Source organism: Mesorhizobium sp. WSM4832, from assembly GCF_055811115.1.
Map to the genome: position 1 here is coordinate 175087 of NZ_JBVVQH010000007.1, position 19399 is coordinate 194485.

Sequence of the window (19399 nt, forward strand, 5' to 3'; positions counted from 1 at the left end):
TCGCGTGACATTCCATACAAAACCGTAAGGTACCCAGAGCCGCTCTCGGAATGACCCTCAGGCGCGTTTTGCGGCACCCTTCGCCGCCGTCACGGCCGCCTGCGCGGCCGCCAGCCTGGCGATCGGCACGCGGTAGGGCGAGCACGAGACGTAGTCGAGGCCGACCTCCTCGCAGAAGCGGATCGATGCCGGATCGCCGCCATGCTCGCCGCAGATGCCGAGCTTGATGCCCGGCCGGGTCGCCCTGCCCTTTTGCGCAGCCATGCGCACCAGTTCGCCGACGCCGTCAATGTCGAGCGAGACGAACGGATCCTGCTCGATGATGCCTTTCTGGCGGTAGGTCTCCAGGAACGAGGCTGCATCGTCGCGCGAGATGCCGAAAGTGGTCTGGGTGAGGTCATTGGTGCCGAAGGAGAAGAATTCGGCCGATTCGGCGATGACATGGGCGCGGATCGCGGCGCGCGGCAGTTCGATCATCGTGCCGGTGAGGTAGTCGATCTTGACGCCGGTCTCCTGCATGACGCTTTGCGCGACCGCGTCGATGCGCGCCTTCACATAGTCGAGTTCCTTCACCAAGCCGACCAGCGGCACCATGATCTCGGGGACCACCAGCGCGCCGGCCTTCTTGCCGGCCTCGACAGCGGCCTCGAAAATGGCGCGCGCCTGCATCTCGGCGATCTCGGGATAAGAGACCGCGAGCCGGCAGCCTCGGTGGCCGAGCATGGGGTTGAATTCGTGCAGCGCTTCAGTGCGCTGCCTCAGCTTGTCGGCCGAAACATTCATTGCAGTCGCCACCTCGGCGAGCTCCGCCTCGGTCTTAGGCAGGAATTCATGCAGCGGCGGGTCGAGCAGGCGGATCGTCACCGGCAGGCCGGCCATGATCTCGAACAGTTCGAGGAAATCCGAGCGCTGCATCGGCAGGAGCTTGTCAAGTGCCGCGCGCCTGTCCTTCTCGGTGTCGGCCAGGATCATCTCGCGCATGGCGACGATGCGGTCGCCTTCGAAGAACATGTGCTCGGTACGGCAAAGGCCGATGCCCTCGGCGCCGAAAGACCGCGCCATGCGCGCATCAAGGGGCGTTTCGGCATTGGTGCGCACCTTCATGCGGCGCGCGGCGTCCGCCCATTCCATGATGGCGGCGAAATCGCCCGACAGCTCCGGCTGCAGCATGGCGACCGCCCCCTTGAGCACCTGGCCGTTGCCGCCATCGATGGTGATGATGTCGCCCTTGCGGAAGGTCTGGCCCATCGAGAGCAGCGTGCCGGCCTTGTAGTCGACGCGCAGCGAGCCGGCGCCCGACACGCAAGGCTTGCCCATGCCGCGCGCCACCACCGCGGCATGGCTGGTCATGCCGCCGCGCGTCGTGAGGATGCCTTCGGCGGCATGCATGCCGTGGATGTCTTCCGGGCTGGTCTCGATACGCACCAGGATCACCTTGCGACCTTGCGCCTTGGCGTCCTCGGCATCGCTGGAGGAAAAGACGATCTCGCCGGTGGCAGCACCGGGCGAGGCCGGCAGGCCCATGCCGATGACATCACGTGCCGCCTTCGGATCGATGGTCGGATGCAGGAGTTGGTCGAGCGAGGCCGCATCGATGCGCGCGACCGCCTCCTCCTTGGTGATCAGCCCGTCCTTCGCCATCTCGACGGCGATCTTCAGCGCCGCCTTGGCGGTGCGCTTGCCGGAGCGGGTCTGCAGCATCCACAATTTGCCGCGCTCGATGGTGAATTCGAGGTCCTGCATGTCGCGGTAGTGCTTTTCCAGCCGGTCGGAGATGTCGACGAAGGCCCGGAAGGCGTCGGGCATCAGCTTTTGCAGCGACGGCTTGTCGGAACCGGCGGCGATGCGCGCCGCCTCGGTGATGTTCTGCGGCGTGCGGATGCCGGCAACCACGTCCTCGCCCTGGGCGTTGACCAGGAACTCGCCGTAGAGCTGGCTGTCGCCGGTCGAAGGATTGCGCGTGAAAGCGACGCCGGTTGCTGATGTGTCGCCCATATTGCCGAACACCATGGCCTGGACATTGACGGCCGTGCCCCAGCTTTCGGGAATGTCGTGCAGGCGCCGATAGGTGATGGCGCGGCTATTCATCCAGCTTGAGAACACGGCGCCGATCGCACCCCAGAGCTGCTCCTGGGGATCCTGCGGGAACGGCTTGCCGAGTTCTTCCTCTACCTTGGCCTTGTAGAGCCCGATCACGTCCTGCCATTCTCCGGCCGAAATCTCGGTATCGAGCTCATGACCGAGGCTCGCCTTCCGGTCCTCGAGGATTTCCTCGAACACCTCATGGTCGAGGCCCATGACGACGTCGGAATACATCTGGATGAAGCGGCGGTAGCTGTCATAGGCAAAGCGGGCATCGCCGGAATCGGCGGCCAGGGCCTCGACCGTTTCGTCGTTGAGGCCGAGATTGAGCACGGTATCCATCATGCCGGGCATCGACGCGCGGGCGCCGGAGCGCACGGAGACCAGAAGCAGCTTCGAGGGATCGCCGAAACGGCGGCCGGTGATCCGGCCGATATGGTCGAGCGCCGAGACGACATCTGCCTCAAGCGCGTCGGGATAGGTGCGGCCGTTGGCGTAATAGGCGTTGCAGACTTCGGTGGTGATGGTGAAACCGGGCGGCACCGGCAGCCCGAGGCTGCACATCTCGGCCAGATTGGCACCCTTGCCGCCGAGAAGGTTGCGGTCGCCGGCACGGCCTTCGGCGGCGCCGTCGCCGAAGGTGTAAACCCACTTGGTCATGCTTGCCCTCCAGTTCGTGGAAGATAGAAACATCCGGACCACGGCCCGGTTCCCCGCCTTCTCCTATCCGAGCGATAGGATGCTGCAGTGCGAAAGGCAAGGCACCGGCAAGCAGGCGCCGCTACTACAATCGATTAAGCAAAAGCTGCGTCAAAAAGACTTGCCGGAGGGTGTGGCGCGATATAGAACATAAAGGGAACATAGTGGAGTAGCGTGATGAAACTCAACGGAAAACTCGACTATCTGGAACTGCCGGCGACGGGCGGCACGCTGGACGGTGTCAAATCCTTCTACAGCGCCGCCTTTTCATGGTCGTTCACCGATTACGGCCCGACCTATTCCGCCTTTGCCGAAGGGCTCGACGGCGGCTTCCAGGCCGATGCCGGCGAGGCGCCGGCCAAGCCGCTGCCGGTGCTCTACTGCGAAAATCTCGAGGAAACGCTGGAAGCGGTCGAGAACGCCGGCGGCATCATCGTCAAGCCGATCTTTTCCTTTCCCGGCGGCAGGCGATTTCACTTCACCGATCCGGCCGGCAACGAACTGGCCGTCTGGGGATATTAGAAAAGACGCAGATTTCGAGGTATTTTTTGCTGTTGACAGGCGGGCTCACTCCAATAAGTAGCGGCGATCTTCCAACAGCAGAAGCAGACTGATGAAATTCGGGTCAAGCGGCGTTCGGGGTTTGGCTTCCGAATTGGTTGGAAGGCCAAGCGGGCTTTATACTGAAGGCTTTGCCCGGCGCTTGCGGTCGATCGGATTTGAGCAAGGCAAGGTCTTCGTAGGGCGCGACTTGCGGGACAGCAGTCCGGCAATCGCCAAGGATTGCATGGCGGCGCTGGCCGCAGCCGGGTTCCAGCCAGTCGATTGCGGCGCCATCCCCACACCCGCGCTTGCCTTTTACGCCCGCCGGCACGGCGCCGCAGCGCTCATGGTGACGGGATCGCATATTCCCGCCGACCGCAACGGCATCAAGTTCTATGGGCCGAAGGGCGAGATAGACAAGGCGGACGAGGCCGCGATCACCCTCCATGTCGCTGAACTGTCGGACCAATATCCGTGGCCGCCGGCCCATGCGGACTGGCCGACCGACCATCAACAGGCGCTCGCGGCTTTTCGAGACCGTGTCGACGCTGTTCTTGCCCCACGCGCCCTCTCCGGAATGAGGCTCGGCGTCTACCAGCACAGCACTGTTGCGGCGGAGCTGCTCGTCGAGGTGCTGCGATCCTATGGCGCGGATGTGATCCCGGTCGGGAAAACAGAGATTTTCGTGCCGGTCGATACGGAGGCCGTCGGCCAGGAAACGATGGCGAAGGTGAAAGACTGGGTGCGCGAATTCAAATTCGACGCCGTGCTCTCGGCCGACGCCGACGCGGATCGTCCTCTTGTCATTGATGAAAATGGCGAGCTGTTCCGCGGCGACCTGATCGGGCTGGCGACGGCCCTGTTCCTTAGGGCCGACATCGTGGTGACGCCGGTCACCTCCAACTCAGGCATCTCCGAGACTTTCGGGTTCAGCGTCAAGAGAACGAAGGTGGGGTCGCCTTTCGTCATAGAGGGAATGGACGCCGCGCTGCAGGCAGGCGGCGTCGTCGTCGGCTTCGAAGCCAATGGCGGGGTTCTTCTGAGATCGGACTGCCCGGTGAACGGCAGGGTTTTGTCCGCGCTGCCGACACGGGATTCATTTTTGCCGATCCTGGCCGTGCTGGGCACGATGGCATCGACCGGAAAGTCGCTGTCGAACCTGCGCGAAACCTGGAACCTTCCGGTCTGCGCCAGCGAGCGGCTCGAGAACTTCCCGGTCGAGGCATCGCGCGGCTTGATGCGAAGGCTCGCCGACCGCGATGCGTTGCAGCAGTTCCTTGCCCCCTTCGGCTCCGTCGCGGATGTCGATGAGACAGACGGTCTCAGGGCGCGAATGGCCAGCGGCGAGATCATCCACCTGCGGCCTTCCGGCAACGCTCCCGAATTTCGTTGCTATGCCGAGGCCGCCAGCCATGACAGGGCGACTGAAATTGTGGCAATAGCCCTCGAACGGGCGCGGGACACCACAAATGAACCAGAGGCCATGCAATGAAGGTGGTTCCTGTCATAATCAGCGGCGGAGCGGGATCGCGGCTCTGGCCGGCGTCGCGGCAGTCGCATCCGAAGCCCTTCCTCAAGGTTGGGGATGGGCATTCGCTGATCCAGCACACCGTGCTGCGCGCCGCTTCGCTGAAGGATGTCGCTGAGCTTGTCGCGGTAACGTCAAGGGATCATCTTTTCCTGACAAAAGACGATTTCGACGAACTTTATCCGGCGGTGCCGCCGCATACTTTCCTGCTTGAGCCGGAGGGGCGGGACACGGCCGCCGCGGTTGCCGCTTCTGTCATCCACGCCAACGCGACACAGGGTCCGGACGCAATTTTGTGCGTTTTCCCGGCGGACCACATGATCGGCGACCTGCCCGCATTCACACAAGTCATGGGCAGGGCAATCGAACATGCGCAACAAGGATTGATCGCCACGCTCGGCATACTGCCCAGCCGCCCGGACACCGCTTTCGGCTACATCGAGGCCGATGGCGAGAGGGTCATCCGTTTCGTGGAGAAGCCGGACCTCGACGCGGCCAAGACATATCTTGCATCGGGGCGTTTCTTCTGGAACGCCGGCATTTTCTGCTTCAAGGCCCGGACGATGCTCGATGCGATGGCCGCGCACTGCCCTGCCGTCCTCGAGGCGGTTGCCGCAAGTTACGAGCACGGCCTGTTCAGCAACGGGGATACCAACAAGGTCGAGCTTTCATCCGAACATTTCGCGCTCGCGCCTCGCATCTCGCTCGATCACGCGGTGATGGAGCAGACGCGCAATCTTGCGGTGGTTCCGTGCCAGATGGAATGGAACGACATCGGATCGTGGAACGCCATGGCGGAATTGACCCCGGCGGATGGTGGCGGGAACAGGATACGCGGGGATGTCCACATGGTGGACACTTCCGGCAGCTACATCAGTTCGGACAAGCGCGTCATCGGCACTGTCGGCGTGAGCGATCTGGTGATCGTAGATACACCGGACGCGTTGCTGGTGGCATCCCGCGACCGCGTCCAGGACGTCAAGAAACTGTTCGAAGGGCTCAAGGCTTCAGGGCATGAGGCGCATCTGCTTCACTCGACCGTGCACCGGCCGTGGGGAACCTACACTGTTCTGGAGGAAGGCGACCGCTTCAAGATCAAGCGCATCGAGGTGAAGCCCGGGCGGCGCCTGAGCCTGCAGATGCATCATCACCGGTCGGAACACTGGGTGGTGGTGAGCGGCTCGGCGAAAGTGGTCAACGGCGATCGGGAACTGTTCCTGGCGACGAACCAGTCGACCTACATTCCTTGCGGCCACAAGCACCGGCTGGAGAACCCGGGCAAGATCGACCTGGTGATCATTGAAGTTCAGAGCGGCGACTATCTCGGCGAGGATGACATCGTGCGCTTCGACGACGTATATGTTCGCGCATAGCGATTGATTTGGTCCGCAGGGCTGGGGCGGGCAACTACGAAACCGGGGCTTGGGGAGAAATTATCAAAACATACTGAGAGCATTGATGACAAAGACAGCATTGATAACCGGCATTACCGGGCAGGACGGCGCCTATCTGGCCGAGCTCCTGCTGTCGAAGGGTTATGAGGTCCACGGGCTTGCGCGACGCTCGAGCACGGCCGACGTCAACACCACGCGCCTGAAGTGGCTCGGCATCGAGAAAGACGTGCGGATCGTGGACGGCAACCTGACCGACCTGTCGGGCCTGGCTCGAACCATGCGCGACGTAAGGCCGGACGAGGTCTACAATCTTGCCGCGCAGTCTTTCGTCAAATCCTCGTGGCAGCAGCCGATCCTGACGGGCAATGTCACCGGCATCGGCGTCACCAATGTGCTCGAGGCGCTGCGCCTCGAAATCCCCACGGCGCGTTTCTACCAGGCTTCGTCTTCGGAAATGTACGGCCTTATCCAGGAGCCGATGCAATCGGAGACCACGCCATTCTACCCTCGTTCGCCTTACGCCGTGGCGAAGCTCTACGGTCACTGGATCACCGTCAACTATCGCGAAAGCTTCGGCCTGCACGCTTCGAGCGGCATCCTGTTCAATCACGAATCGCCACTTCGCGGCATCGAATTCGTGACACGCAAAGTCACGGACGCCGTCGCGCGCATCAAGAAGGGCCTGGCAAAGGAACTGCGGCTGGGCAACATCGACGCCAAGCGCGACTGGGGCCACTCGAGGGACTATGTCCGCGCCATGTGGCTGATGCTGCAGCAGGATCAGCCCGACGACTATGTCGTCGCCACGGGCAGGACGACGACGGTGCGCGACATGTGCCGGATCGCGTTTGAGCATGTAGGGCTGAAGATGGACGAGCACCTGGTCATCGATCCTGACCTGTTCAGGCCGGCGGAAGTCGAAATCCTGCTCGGCAATCCTGGCAAGGCCAAGGCCAAACTAGGCTGGGAGGCGACGATTTCGCTGGAAGAGATGATCAAGGAGATGGTGGATGCGGACCTTGAGCGGCATTCGGCCGCCAAAGGTTGAAGGGAAAGCTCTTGCGTCTACGCGCTGATGACTTGACGTACCGCGTTCTGCCATGCATCCGCATGCGGATAGTGCGCCATGGTTAGCGAGGTCGGCATGCGAGTTTTGATCACCGGCGCCAACGGCTTTGTCGGCCCCTATGTATGCGAGGCGCTGCGCAGCGTTTGCGGCCGCGATATTGCCGTTGTCGCGACCTCCAAGGATGGTGGTCCGCATCCCGCTTTCGGCCAGGTCGAAGCGCTGGATGTCACCGACACGGCAGCCGTCCATGACGCCGTGGCCCGTCATCGGCCGACGCATGTCATTCACCTGGCGGCGGTCGCGGCCCTGGGTGCTGCCCAGGCCGATCCTCAGAACACGTGGCGCATTCATGTGGGCGGCGCGCTCAACGTGGCCAATGCAATCCTTGACAAGGTTGCGGACTGCTGGCTGGTCCATGTCGGGTCGGGCCTGGTCTATGGCGAAAGCGCGAAGACCGGACGACCGCTCGACGAAAGCACACTGCTTGCCCCGATCGACGACTACGGCGTGACCAAGGCCGCGGCCGACCTCGCGCTCGGCGCCCTTTCACGACAGGGGTTGAAGTGTGCTCGGATGCGTCCCTTCAACCATACGGGACCGGGCCAGACAGAGGCATTTGCCGTCCCGGCCTTCGCCATGCAGATTGCGCGGATCGAAGCAGGCCTGGCTCCGCCGGTCATCCGCGTCGGCAATCTCGACGCAAGGCGCGATTTCTTGGATGCGCGCGACACCGCCAATGCCTATGCGCGCGTGGTCTCGAGCAGCCACGATCTTGCGCCAAACACTATTTTCAACGTTGCGTCCGGCGTCTCCTGGCGGATGGGAGACATTCTCGATCTGCTGCTGGCGCAAAGCAGCGCCAGGATCGTCACGGAACAGGATCCTTCACGGATGCGGCCAAGCGACCTGCCATCCATCGTGGGCGATGCGACCCGCGCCCGGACCCGACTTGGCTGGGCGCCTCAGCATCGCTTCGAAGATACGCTTGCGGCGGTGCTCAAGGATTGCCGCGAGCGCCTGGCCAAAACGTAAGCAAGGATGACCCGCCTGCTTCCCAAAGCGGCAACCCGACACCCTTCCAACACCAAATGCCAAATGAGAGTACAGAAATCATGACCGAGGTAAGATACCACGCCATCGAAGCCTGCCGTGTCGGCAAGGAAAAGGATCTCGTCTCTGTCCTCAATCTCGGTCAGCAGGCGCTCACGGGCGTGTTCCCGAAATCCGCCGCCGAGCCGGTGACCAAAGGTCCGCTCGAACTGGTCTGGTCTGCCTCAAGCGGACTTTTGCAGCTGAAGCATTCCTATGAGCCCGGCGAGATGTATGGCGACAATTACGGCTATCGCTCGGGCCTGAACCAATCGATGGTCGATCATCTGACGCACAAGGTCCGGTTCCTGGAGCGGCTGGCTTCTCCGCGCGGCGGCGACGTCGTCCTCGATATCGGCAGCAACGACTGCACGACGCTCAAGGCCTATTCAATTCCTGGACTGACGCGAGTAGGCATCGACCCTACGGGCAAGAAGTTCGCGCAGTATTATCCGGACGACGTCAAGCTGGTGCCGGACTTCTTCTCCGCCGAGGCATATCGCGGCGTCTCGCAGAGGCGGGCCAAGGTCGTGACGTCCATTGCGATGTTCTACGATCTTGAAGACCCTATCGCCTTTGCCCGTCAGGTGGCCGAAGTGCTTGCCGAAGACGGCATCTGGCATTTCGAACAGAGCTATATGCCGTCCATGCTTCGCCTGAACTCCTATGACACGATCTGTCACGAGCATGTCGAATATTATTCCCTGGGAGTCGTAGTGAAGATCCTGGACGCGGCCGGGCTCAAGGTCGTCAACGTCGTCATGAACAACATCAATGGCGGCAGTTTCGCCGTAACCGCCGCCCACAAGGGCAACAAAAGCGTCAAGCCCGATCAAGCGGTCATCGATTGGCTGCTCGATCAGGAGGATCGCATGGGGCTGTCCACGCCGCGGCCCTTCCGCGACTTCGAGGAGCGCGTGTTCAGGCACAGGCAGGATCTGTCGCGCCTCATTCAGGCGCTCGTCGCCGACGGCAAGAAGGTGCTGGGTTATGGTGCTTCCACCAAGGGCAATGTCGTCCTGCAATTCTGCAACCTCACTGCTGCCGAAATCCCTGCCATCGCCGAGGTCAACCCGGAGAAATTTGGCCGCATGACGCCTGGAACGCACATCCCAATCATTTCCGAGGCGGAAGCTCGCGCGATGAAGCCGGACTATTTTCTGGTCCTTCCCTGGCATTTCAAAGACGGGATCCTGCGCCGGGAACGCGAATATCTCGCAGACGGCGGCAAGTTCATCTTCCCGTTCCCGGAGATAGAGATCATATAGAAGTCTCTGCAATTGGCCGTCCGGGACGTCAGATGATCGCGTAATAGATTTTCCGGTCAACTTGCGTGAGGTCGTGCAGCCTCTGAAGCGCTTCCGGTGAGAGTGCCTCGGCGTGGTTCTGTTCCGTGGCGTTTGCATATGGCACGGCCTTCTCCGGGGGCGACGGGATACCTGCTACCTCGGCGACGCGGACGAGGAAATCGTGAAGGCGCTCGGTTACTCCGACGACAGCCATACGTTTGAGTGCCGCCATGGCGCCCTCCAACAGCTCCGGTTTAAGGAGAGGTAGCGACGTTTGCTCCAGTGCCTCGGAGAGGACGGGCAGTGTGATGTCGGCCTTGGAGAGGCGACTCGTCAGTACCTCTAGGCCGAGCGGTAGTTTCATGAGATACCGAGCCTGGTAGTCCTCGATCATTACCCGATTTAGGTCGTCCATCACGAAGTCGGTAAAGGTCTGGCCCGTGATTCTAAGATGATGGGGGTGCTCGGGCGCTCGGCGAACGTGGTGCCAGTGCGAGCGCGTTCTGGCCACCGGCTCTCGTAGGACGGTGACCGTCACGAGATTGCGGCCGAGATACGAATCGAGATAGCTGTGAAAGTGTCCAGCGAAAGCCTGGTAGTCGCGCAGCAGTTCCGGCGTTAGCCTCACCAAATCGTCCGCGAGCCAAGCGGGACAGAGGCGGTCGCCGTAGTGGGAATGCAGCCACGTCCTCACTGAAACACCGGCCGTTTTGGGGATGTGCTGGAAATAGATCGGACGGTCTTGTCTGGACGCTTGCTTTTCAAACCAGCTCCTCAACCTCGCGAAGCGAAATGCCACGGTATTTCACTCCATGTTGCTGCCTGGTCAACGCCGATGGTGACCTTGAAAGCAGGCGATCACTTACAGCCTCCCACGGTAATCTCACCAGAAAGTCTCGCTGGCAATCGCCGGGCTATTTCGCCGTAGCTAGCACGCTTTTGCGCAATCCGGCTGGAAAAGACCGCTCATCAACTTGATGTCCCCAAGGCAATAATGTATCGCCAGTCGCGCACAGTGGGGCCTGGGCAGAACATACGAACGGAATATATGCTGCCGACCAGAACAGGCTTCCTCACAGAGGCATTCGCCGACATCAGGGCTGCGCTTGAGAAACACCATCTTGCAACGACCTTCAGTTGGCAGGACGTTGTCCAGCGCTACCGTCGCTCACGCATAGGAGCGTTTTGGCTGACGATCAACATGGGCGTGCTGATCGGCGCCTTGGGGTTCGTTTTCGGCACGCTTTTCCGCTCGCCGATGGAAGAGTTTCTTCCGTATATCTGCGTCAGCCTGATCATATGGAATTTCGTTTCGAGCGCGATCAACGAGGGTTGCACTGCCTTCATAGGAGCGGAGGGCATCATCCTTCAGGTGCGCATGCCACTGTTCACCCATGTGTTGCGGACACTCTATCGCAACACCATCATTCTCGGCCATAACATTCTGATCTATCCTCTGGTGCTCCTGGCTGTCGGACGCATGCCGACATGGGATGTTTTCCTGGCGGTACCCGGCTTTGTCATTTTGTCGCTCAACTTGCTCTGGATCATGCTCATCGTGGGCGTTTTGTGCGCCCGCTATCGCGACATGACACAGATGATACAGAACCTTCTGCAGGTAATCCTGTATCTGACGCCGGTCATGTGGATGCCCAAAACGCTGCCCGGAGACATTTCGCACCTGCTGTTGGACCTCAATCCCTTCTATCATTTGATCGGTGTCGTGCGGGATCCGTTTCTGGGCGAACTGCCATCAGCAACCAGTTGGATTGCGTGCCTGGTGTTCGCAGTCGTCGGTTGGACGGTCGCATTGCTGCTGTTCGGCCACTATCGTCATCGTATTCCGTATTGGCTTTGAGTATGGCTTCCATCACTTTGACCGGCGTCTCGGTCGAATTTCCGGTGTTCAACGCGGCAAGCCGCTCGCTCAAGAACAGGGTCCTCAGTGTCGCAACCGGCGGCGCAATCGACCGGCGTACCGACGGCCATGTCATCGTGCGCGGCCTCGAGAATGTGAGCTTTTCGGTGCAAGAGGGGGACCGGATCGGCCTCGTCGGCCACAACGGCTCCGGCAAGACGACGCTGCTTCGCGTGTTGTCCGGCATCTATAGGCCGACCAGCGGGTCGGCCGTGATCCACGGTGAGTGCGTGTCGCTCATCAACATCTCGCTTGGCATCGACCCGGAAGCGACGGGCCGCGAAAACATCAAGCTGCGTGCGGCGATGATGGGCATGCGGCGGGACGAATTGCGCGAGCAATTCGACGACATCGCCGAGTTCACCGGCCTGGGCGATTTCCTCGACATGCCGTTCCGGACCTACTCATCCGGCATGCAGCTCCGCCTGGCATTCTCGACATCCACGGCGATCCGACCGGAAATCCTGGTCATGGACGAATGGCTTTCGACAGGCGACGAGGATTTCAAGCACAAGGCCGACAAGCGGCTGCGCGAGATCGTCAATACAACCAAGATCCTTGTCCTTGCCAGTCACTCGCACGAGTTGCTGCGGAAAAACTGCAACCGCGTTCTATGGATGGAGCACGGCCGCGTGCGGATGGACGGGCCTACCACCGAGGTCCTGCCGGCTTACTTCGGCTAAGACTCGAACGAAAGCAAAGTAGAGAGGTTGTAGACGATGCCAATCACGTCTTACGCCCAGAATTTTGAAGACGTCATTCTCTGGCGCGTGCTCGGTCACGTAGAACGAGGCTTCTATATCGACATCGGTGCCCACGACCCTGTTGTCGATTCCGTGAGCCTTGCCTTCTATGAGCGAAACTGGCGAGGCGTTCATGTCGAACCGACAGCTGAGTACGCGGAAAGAATACGGGTAGCACGACCCGACGAAACAGTGATTCAAGTAGCTGTCGCCGAGGAAGCGGGCGAAATCACATTCTTTGAGATCCCCGATACCGGCATGAGCACCGGTGACGAGAGCATTGCACGAATGCACGAAAGCAAGGGGTTTAAAGTCAACAAGCTTTCGGTTTTGTCTCAACCGCTTTCAGAAATTCTGCTCCCTTACGTCAATCGAGACATCCACTGGATGAAAATCGACGTAGAGGGCATGGAACTCCAAGTGATAAAGAGCTGGCTCCCATCCACCGCCCGGCCGTGGGTTGTCGTCATCGAGAGCACAAAGCCAAATTCACCCGAGCAGAACCACGAGATTTGGGAACCATCCCTTCTAGACCTTGGCTATGAATTTGCCTATTTCGACGGCCTTAACAGGTTTTATCTAAGTTTTTCTCATTTAGAATTCAAACATTTATTCAATGTCGGCCCGAATTATTTCGATAACTTCGCAATAAGCAGCACTTCTTGGCTTTCGCGCGAGATTAATGCTGAAACAGCGTCACTTCGCCAGCAGCTTGCCGAGCAGAGCAGCTCGAGAGCAGAAGCGGAAGCGTCTCTTGCCAGCGCAGAAAGGTCTGTAACTGCGCTGAAAGAAACCCTTTCTGTCGAGCAAAGTGCCAGGATCGACCTAGAAGCAGCCTTAACTAAAGAGCAGGATGCTAAGGCTAACCTGGAAGCAGCCTTGTCCGAGGAGCAAGGCGCCAAGGCAGCACTGGAAGCCGCACTTGTAGACGAGCGCGTTGCAAGGAACGAGTTTGCGGCTCGCGCGCGGGACGAAAGAGCGGCCTTGGAAAGGCAGCTTGCCTCAATGCATGCGTCGACCTCATGGCGCATCACGATGCCGATGCGTGCTTCGCGCAACGCGGCTAATTTCCTTCTACACGGGATCTGGGCATGGGCCACTTTTAAGCCTGGCAGTCGCCCGCGGCGAGTTACGGCGCGTTTGAGCAAAAATCTGATGAGAGCTTCAAAGGATGCTCTCCGACTTCGACTCGAAGGAGCTCTGAGATTCGCTCGACTTCACCCGGCTATTAAACCGGCCATATTGATTGGAGCGTCGGTGGCACCGCCCATAAAGCGAAAACTGCTGGCGTTCGGTCAGGCGCGACCCGTCTTTCCAGACCTCGGCCAGGCTTATGGAGGAAGGCAAGTTGGCCGTAGGAGCATTTCCGCGCTGTGGTCCGGCATCCACACTCAACAAGAAATTAGGGCAGAGCCTTATAGTTCTGAGGCCTTCCCTCTGCTTTCGATTTGCATCACTACCTACAACAGAGCTGCGTGGCTTCAGCACTCGCTAGAGACACTTCTCACTATCACGGCGCAGTTTGGCAACAGAGTAGAAGTTCTTGTCTGCGACAACGCATCCGAGGATGATACAGAATCTGTTGTATCGAATCTATTAAATTCTTATAATTTCACTTCTGTTCGAAACCTAAAAAATGTTGGGATGCTCGGCAATCTCGGCGTCACGGCTCTTCACGCTAGTGGCAAATACGTCTGGATTGTAGGAGATGACGATATTGTTATCGAGAGTGGAATAAAAGCGGTCCTAGACGCCATCACGAACCATCCGGAGGCTGAACTCGTCTATACGAATTATTCTTATACGAATATGGACATTAAAGAGGCGGGCGGCGTCGAGGGCATCCTCCGTGCTCAAGTCCCGATAGCAAACACGACCGAAAGCTTATTTGTACGTCATTTGTGGCAGATCGCCGCTAACACGGATAATTTTTTTACCGCCATCTATTGCTGCATCTTCCGTAAAGATCATGCCATCGCCGCTTACACCCAAGATACCAAAGGGAGTCCCTTCACATCCCTTCTCACATGCGTGCCGACTACAAACTACGTCTTGAATAAGTTGCTTGAGCGGCCGGCATATTGGGTCGGTTCTCCGGCTATTGTTGTAAACATGAACGTGTCATGGATGAAGTACGCGGACCTATGGGTGCTGGAACGTTTTCCCGAAATGTACCAAAAGTTTGAAATGCGCGGGGTTCCACCTGATTTAATTGACATATACCGCACTAAAAGTGTCAATGGAGTTCTTCACTATATCCAGGAATCTCTAAAAAATAGATCCCCTAATTTGCCCCACATAACATTGCGGAGAATATTCGCGACCTATAAGCACTTACCTGAGTTCAGAAAAATTTTACCGGAAATCCGGAGGCTGATCGAAACTTCCGAACTCAAAGCCACACATCTAGACTTACAGGCGCTGGACGATCCATTTCCGGGACCAATCGTTGTCGAAGGTCCATTTGTAGGTTCCTACAGCCTTGCGATCGTAAATAGAGCAGTTGCCCTGAATCTTAGTCAGCTTGGCGGACAAGTGGCTCTCGGCCCATCCCCCACAGAAGGGGCGAACTTTGCGATACAGGAAAGGCAGGTAGACCCAGCAACTTGGTCTCTCTACCAGGCTTCATGCCAACCGAGCTTCTCTCCGTCGGTAACGTTGCGGTATACCTATCCTATAACTACAACAGGTATGAAGGGCGACATCAAGGTATATCATTCCTTTGGCTGGGAAGAGTCCAGCTTCGACCTACAGTCGATTGAACTTTTTAATGAAACATTGGATGGCATAACGGTTATGTCAACTTTTGTCAGAAATGTTCTTTTGGATCATGGGTTAAAAATACCGATTTTAGTAACGGGTCTAGGCGTCGATCATCTTTCAACTGATATAGTCCTAAATGATGCCAGCAACAAACCTCACGATTTTACCTTTGTTCACATATCGAGTTGCTTTCCGCGAAAAGGAGTTGACGTACTGCTAGAGGCGTACGCCCGGGAATTCTCCAGCGATGACGCAGTAAAGCTGGTGATAAAGACATTCCCAAACCCTCACAATAACGTACACGAACTCGCCTCCGCTTACCAGGCAGCCACAAATTGCCCCACCATTGTCATCATAAACGAAGACTGGGATGATGACGGTCGAATTTCTGAGCTTTATCGGACCGCCCATTTTGTTGTGGCGCCCAGTCGCGGCGAAGGGTTTGGGTTAACTGTCGCAGAAGCGTTGTCTGCCGGGGTTCCAGTGATCACAACGGGCCACGGTGGACATATGGATATGCTGGGTGAAGATTATCCCTGGCTAATAGATTATACATTTGAGTACGCCACAACTCACTTTGGCTTGGCCGATTCCTACTGGGCAGAGCCTAGCGTCGATCATCTTCGTGTTTTGCTGCGGCAAGCCTTCGAGACTAACGCCGATGAGCGCATAGAGGTCGCCCACAATTTTCGCGAGCGCTTGCTATCCAAGTTTCGCTGGTCACACGTCGCGAAGCGGACGGCGGGGTTCTTGGAGGAGCTAAAAGGCTTGACAACCGAGCCGGCCTCTTTTTCGCGACGAGTTGGCGTTATCTCCAGTTGGAACACCAGATGCGGCGTTGCCGAATACACTCGAAATCTTTTGTCTGGCTTCGCCATCTCAGATATACGGCTGTATGCCTCATATGCAGTAGAGTCAGATATCATCAGGGACGACGAATATGACGTTATGCGGACTTGGAGCCCACATAAAGTTGAAGGTTTAGCTGAAATTGTGGCCAATGACGCATCGATCGATGTGGTAGTAATTCAGCATCAGCCGTCTTTTATGAGTATCGATGAACTTGCCGAAATCGTTCAATCGTCGGTCTTGAGAAATAAGCATATTGTAGTATTCCTACACAACGCTAGGAACTTCAGTGATAACTTGAATGGTAGGAATATATTGATCTTTGGGAATCTAAGGGTCAGCATATACGTTCATTCTATTAACGACCTTAATCTGATCAAGGCCAGATCCCCGCTCCTACTCCAGAACACAACACTGTTTCCGCACGGAGTGTCCGCTAGAGAACTGAAACCGGTGCACAATAACCGTGATACTGACATCTTTGAATTTGGAACGTTTGGCTTCCTTCTACCGCACAAGGGTATTGAAAGCCTTATCCGAGCCACAGCGATTTTAAACCGAGCGGAACGCCGCTTTCGTCTGCATTTGTATACCAGTGCATTGGATGAAAGGTCCCAACGGTATGCATCACAATGTAGGGAATTGATTGAGCAGCTTGGTCTCAGGGACTTAGTGATATTTCGAACGGATTTCATCCTAGATGATGATTTACATAGGTTACTGTCGAACCTTGATTTGATTGTTTTAGCATATCAACAGACAACGGAATCAAGCAGCGCTGCAGTACGCACATGTCTGACCTCAGGCACTCCGGTGTTATGTTCAGATATTCCAATTTTTGATGATGTTCGTGCGGCCGTGGATTTCCTACCTTCAACGGAGCCGGAACAGATTGCTAGTTCGATCTCTGAAAGGGCTGACAATCCAAGTCTGCTATCGGCTCGTAAATTGGATCAGTCCGTTTGGGTCAGACAACACAGCTGGAAAGTCCTGTCTAAGCGCTTCTCGGATGTGACGATGCGATTGGGGTCAGAGCGCTAACTAATTGGCCAGATGCGAATTTGGTACCTTGGCAATCGCAATCCCTTCTGACCTTAGAATTATTGGCACGACCATTGGCACAGTGATCAGAAATCCGCGTTTCAGCCGTTTCCGGAGCCCCCATTGAAAATCGGCATCGACGGCAGGAACCTCTTATCGACTACCGACGGTATCGGCCGGTTCGTCCACAAGTCGATCAAGGCGCTGTCGGCGCTGGGCGCCGAGGTTTGCGTCTACGCTCCCGCTTCGATCAATGCCGATTACGAGCTGCCGCGAGCCGTTGCCTTGCGGACGGGCGGATACCGGTCGCTTCCGGCGCGGGCATTGTGGGGGCAGGCCATCCTGCCTGCCGCGGCCGCGCGCGACGAGGTCGAGGTTTTCTGGGGGCCGTCCCATCGCCTGCCGTTGGCTCTGGACAGCCGGATCGCGCGGGTGGTGACCATCCACGACCTTGTCTGGGTGCACGCGCCGGAAACCATGCGTGCGCGGACCTTGCTCGGCGAGCGCCTGCTGATGAAGCCCGCGCTGCGCAGGGCCGATGTCGTGGCGACCGATTCGAGCGCCACGGCGAGCGCGTTGCAGACAGAGTTTCCGTGGCTGGGAGCGCCGATCCGCACGATCGCGCCCGGCACGACGCCCCTGCCCGCGCCGGGCGGCTTTTCCAGCCTTGAACCTCTCGGCATCGCAAGGCCCTACGCGCTGTTTGTCGGCACGCTGGAGCCCAGAAAGAACCTCGGCAAGCTTATCAAGGCCTATGGGCTGCTGCCGGACAGCGTCCGCTCCGGCTGCGATCTCGTCATCGTCGGCGGCAGCGGCTGGAAACAAACCGGCCTGGCGGACGAGGTGCGCCGCGGCGGGCTCGAAGGCAAGATCATCTTCACCGGCTTCGTCGACGACGCCGTGCTCGCGACGCTCTATGCCAACTGCCTGTTCCTGGCCATGCCGTCGCTCTACGAGGGCTTCGGCTTCCCGATCGTGGAAGCGCAATCCTTCGGCAAGCCGGTGCTGACGTCGAACACATCGTCGATGCCGGAAGTGGCCGGCGAAAGCGCCTTGCTCGTCGACCCGCGCGACGCCGAGGCGATCGCCAGTGGCTTTCGTCATCTTTGCCTCGATGCGCAATTGCGCCAAAAGCTTGCTTCCGGCGCGCGCAGTAACGCTGCGCGCTTCACCTGGGAGAACCACGCCAAGGGCATGCTGCAGATCTTCGAGCAGGCCATCCGGCTGAGACGAAAGACGCCCGTTTGAAAGTCCTGCATTTCTTCAAGACATACTGGCCGGACAGCTTCGGCGGGGTGGAACGGACCATCCATGCCATCGCCGAAAGCACGGCCAGCCATGGCGTCGAAACGCAGGTCCTGTCGCTGAGCAGCGCGCCGCGCGAAAACACAAGGCGCATCGGCGGCCATGTGGCCGTGAAAGCCAAGCTGGATTTCGAGCTGGCCTCGACAGGGTTTTCGCGCGAGGTCTTCCGCAAATTCGACGCGCTCGCCGGGCAGTCCGACCTCGTGCATTACCATTTTCCGTGGCCTGTGATGGACATCGCCCATCTCAGATCGCGCCACGGCAAGCCGGCTGTCGTCACCTACCATTCCGACATCGTCAAGCAGCGCCTGCTGCTGCCGTTCTACAAGCCGCTGATGCAGCGCTTCCTGGGCGATGTCGACGCCATCGTCGCGACATCGCCCGACTATCTGCGGTCGAGCGCGGTTCTCAGGCGCTTCACGGCCAAATCGACGGTCATTCCGATCGGCATAGACGAAAGTGCCTATCCCGTGCCGACGGCGGCAGACAGCGCCTGGCGCCAATCGATCGTGTCGGGGCCGTTCGTCCTCTTCGTCGGGGTGCTGCGTTACTACAAGGGGCTGGATATCCTTATCCAGGCCGCGAACCAGGTGCGGTGCAAGATCGTCATTGCCGGATCGGGACCGATCGAACGGCAGTTGAAGCTTCAGGCCGAAAGGCTCAACCGCGACAATGTCATTTTCCTCGGTGAGGTTTCCGAGCAGCAGAAGATGGCCCTGCTTCATGCCTGCAGCGGTTTCGTCTTCCCCTCGAATCAACGGTCGGAGGCCTATGGCGTCTCGCTCGCGGAGGCGGCGATGTGCGGCAAACCGATGATCTCATGCGAGATCGGCACCGGAACCTCCTATGTGAACAAGGCCGGCGTCACAGGCCTTGTCGTCCCGCCTTCCGACCCGGTTCGACTGGCCGAAGCCATCAACCGCCTGCTCGATTCGCCCGAGGAAGCGGAAAAATGGGGGCGGGCGGCACGCGAACGGTTCTGCGATCTCTTCACCGCCGAAAAAATGGGGCAGGCCTATGCCGGGCTCTATACCCGGCTGCGCAATCGCGGCGCCTAGCCGGCGACTGCATGGTTTGCGGCCGCGTT

13 protein-coding genes are annotated in these 19399 nt (G+C 58.7%); 11 read left to right on the top strand and 2 right to left on the bottom strand.

Annotation, left to right across the window (positions count from 1 at the left end; all coding sequences use genetic code 11):
- Nucleotides 1-57: 57 nt before the first annotated feature.
- Nucleotides 58-2742 carry a pyruvate, phosphate dikinase gene (ppdK, locus tag AC0L2L_RS12555; protein WP_473578729.1) on the bottom strand — a complete coding sequence of 895 codons (2685 nt, stop codon included), beginning with the start codon at nucleotides 2740-2742 and terminating at the stop codon, nucleotides 58-60.
- A gap of 216 nt (nucleotides 2743-2958) precedes the next feature.
- On the opposite strand from ppdK, the gene AC0L2L_RS12560 reads away from it, so the two are divergent.
- The 6 genes from AC0L2L_RS12560 (at nucleotide 2959) to AC0L2L_RS12585 (ending at nucleotide 9672) form a co-directional block, all read left to right on the top strand.
- Nucleotides 2959-3303, top strand: coding sequence for a VOC family protein (locus tag AC0L2L_RS12560; RefSeq protein ID WP_473578731.1), 345 nt, complete (start codon nucleotides 2959-2961; stop codon nucleotides 3301-3303).
- Between the two features lie 91 nt (nucleotides 3304-3394).
- Complete coding sequence (locus AC0L2L_RS12565; RefSeq protein ID WP_473578733.1) at nucleotides 3395-4816, top strand: phosphomannomutase; 1422 nt, start codon at nucleotides 3395-3397, stop codon at nucleotides 4814-4816.
- Nucleotides 4813-6225, top strand: coding sequence for a mannose-1-phosphate guanylyltransferase/mannose-6-phosphate isomerase (locus AC0L2L_RS12570; protein ID WP_473578735.1), 1413 nt, complete (start codon nucleotides 4813-4815; stop codon nucleotides 6223-6225). The genes AC0L2L_RS12565 and AC0L2L_RS12570 overlap by 4 nt, the downstream gene beginning before the upstream one ends.
- Nucleotides 6226-6310: 85 nt before the next feature.
- On the top strand, nucleotides 6311-7294 hold the full coding sequence (gene gmd / locus AC0L2L_RS12575) for a GDP-mannose 4,6-dehydratase (RefSeq protein ID WP_473578737.1): 984 nt from the start codon (nucleotides 6311-6313) through the stop codon (nucleotides 7292-7294).
- A gap of 96 nt (nucleotides 7295-7390) precedes the next feature.
- Nucleotides 7391-8347 carry a GDP-mannose 4,6-dehydratase gene (locus AC0L2L_RS12580; RefSeq protein WP_473578739.1) on the top strand — a complete coding sequence of 319 codons (957 nt, stop codon included), beginning with the start codon at nucleotides 7391-7393 and terminating at the stop codon, nucleotides 8345-8347.
- An 80-nt stretch (nucleotides 8348-8427) separates the two neighbouring features.
- A complete protein-coding gene (locus AC0L2L_RS12585; protein ID WP_473578741.1) occupies nucleotides 8428-9672 on the top strand; it encodes a class I SAM-dependent methyltransferase in 1245 nt (414 codons plus the stop codon).
- Nucleotides 9673-9700: 28 nt separating this feature from the next.
- Here the strand turns inward: AC0L2L_RS12585 and AC0L2L_RS12590 are convergent, their stop codons facing one another.
- Nucleotides 9701-10492: a hypothetical protein gene (locus AC0L2L_RS12590; RefSeq protein WP_473578742.1), complete on the bottom strand. Its 792-nt coding sequence runs from the start codon at nucleotides 10490-10492 to the stop codon at nucleotides 9701-9703.
- Between the two features lie 249 nt (nucleotides 10493-10741).
- Here AC0L2L_RS12590 and AC0L2L_RS12595 point away from each other — a divergent pair, with 249 nt between their 5' ends.
- The 5 genes from AC0L2L_RS12595 (at nucleotide 10742) to AC0L2L_RS12615 (ending at nucleotide 19370) form a co-directional block, all read left to right on the top strand.
- Nucleotides 10742-11551: an ABC transporter permease gene (locus tag AC0L2L_RS12595; protein WP_473578744.1), complete on the top strand. Its 810-nt coding sequence runs from the start codon at nucleotides 10742-10744 to the stop codon at nucleotides 11549-11551.
- 2 nt (nucleotides 11552-11553) lie between these two features.
- Nucleotides 11554-12294, top strand: a complete 741-nt coding sequence (locus tag AC0L2L_RS12600; protein WP_473578745.1) for an ABC transporter ATP-binding protein — start codon at nucleotides 11554-11556, stop codon at nucleotides 12292-12294.
- Nucleotides 12295-12330: 36 nt separating this feature from the next.
- The gene (locus AC0L2L_RS12605) at nucleotides 12331-17007 is read left to right on the top strand and encodes an FkbM family methyltransferase (protein WP_473578747.1); all 4677 of its coding nucleotides are present in this window, start codon (nucleotides 12331-12333) and stop codon (nucleotides 17005-17007) included.
- Between the two features lie 123 nt (nucleotides 17008-17130).
- A complete protein-coding gene (locus AC0L2L_RS12610) occupies nucleotides 17131-18255 on the top strand; it encodes a glycosyltransferase family 4 protein (RefSeq protein WP_473578749.1) in 1125 nt (374 codons plus the stop codon).
- Complete coding sequence (locus AC0L2L_RS12615; protein ID WP_473578751.1) at nucleotides 18252-19370, top strand: glycosyltransferase family 4 protein; 1119 nt, start codon at nucleotides 18252-18254, stop codon at nucleotides 19368-19370. The genes AC0L2L_RS12610 and AC0L2L_RS12615 overlap by 4 nt, the downstream gene beginning before the upstream one ends.
- The last annotated feature ends 29 nt before the right edge of the window (nucleotides 19371-19399 follow it).

What these genes read in the sequence shown, in the direction of transcription:
- AC0L2L_RS12560 (WP_473578731.1), top strand. Translation starts at nt 2,959, where the DNA reads ATGAAACTCAACGGAAAACTCGACTATCTGGAACTGCCGGCGACGGGC.
- ppdK (WP_473578729.1), bottom strand. Translation starts at nt 2,742, where the DNA reads ATGACCAAGTGGGTTTACACCTTCGGCGACGGCGCCGCCGAAGGCCGT.
- AC0L2L_RS12565 (WP_473578733.1), top strand. Translation starts at nt 3,395, where the DNA reads ATGAAATTCGGGTCAAGCGGCGTTCGGGGTTTGGCTTCCGAATTGGTT.
- AC0L2L_RS12600 (WP_473578745.1), top strand. Translation starts at nt 11,554, where the DNA reads ATGGCTTCCATCACTTTGACCGGCGTCTCGGTCGAATTTCCGGTGTTC.
- gmd (WP_473578737.1), top strand. Translation starts at nt 6,311, where the DNA reads ATGACAAAGACAGCATTGATAACCGGCATTACCGGGCAGGACGGCGCC.
- AC0L2L_RS12580 (WP_473578739.1), top strand. Translation starts at nt 7,391, where the DNA reads ATGCGAGTTTTGATCACCGGCGCCAACGGCTTTGTCGGCCCCTATGTA.
- AC0L2L_RS12595 (WP_473578744.1), top strand. Translation starts at nt 10,742, where the DNA reads ATGCTGCCGACCAGAACAGGCTTCCTCACAGAGGCATTCGCCGACATC.
- AC0L2L_RS12585 (WP_473578741.1), top strand. Translation starts at nt 8,428, where the DNA reads ATGACCGAGGTAAGATACCACGCCATCGAAGCCTGCCGTGTCGGCAAG.
- AC0L2L_RS12570 (WP_473578735.1), top strand. Translation starts at nt 4,813, where the DNA reads ATGAAGGTGGTTCCTGTCATAATCAGCGGCGGAGCGGGATCGCGGCTC.
- AC0L2L_RS12605 (WP_473578747.1), top strand. Translation starts at nt 12,331, where the DNA reads ATGCCAATCACGTCTTACGCCCAGAATTTTGAAGACGTCATTCTCTGG.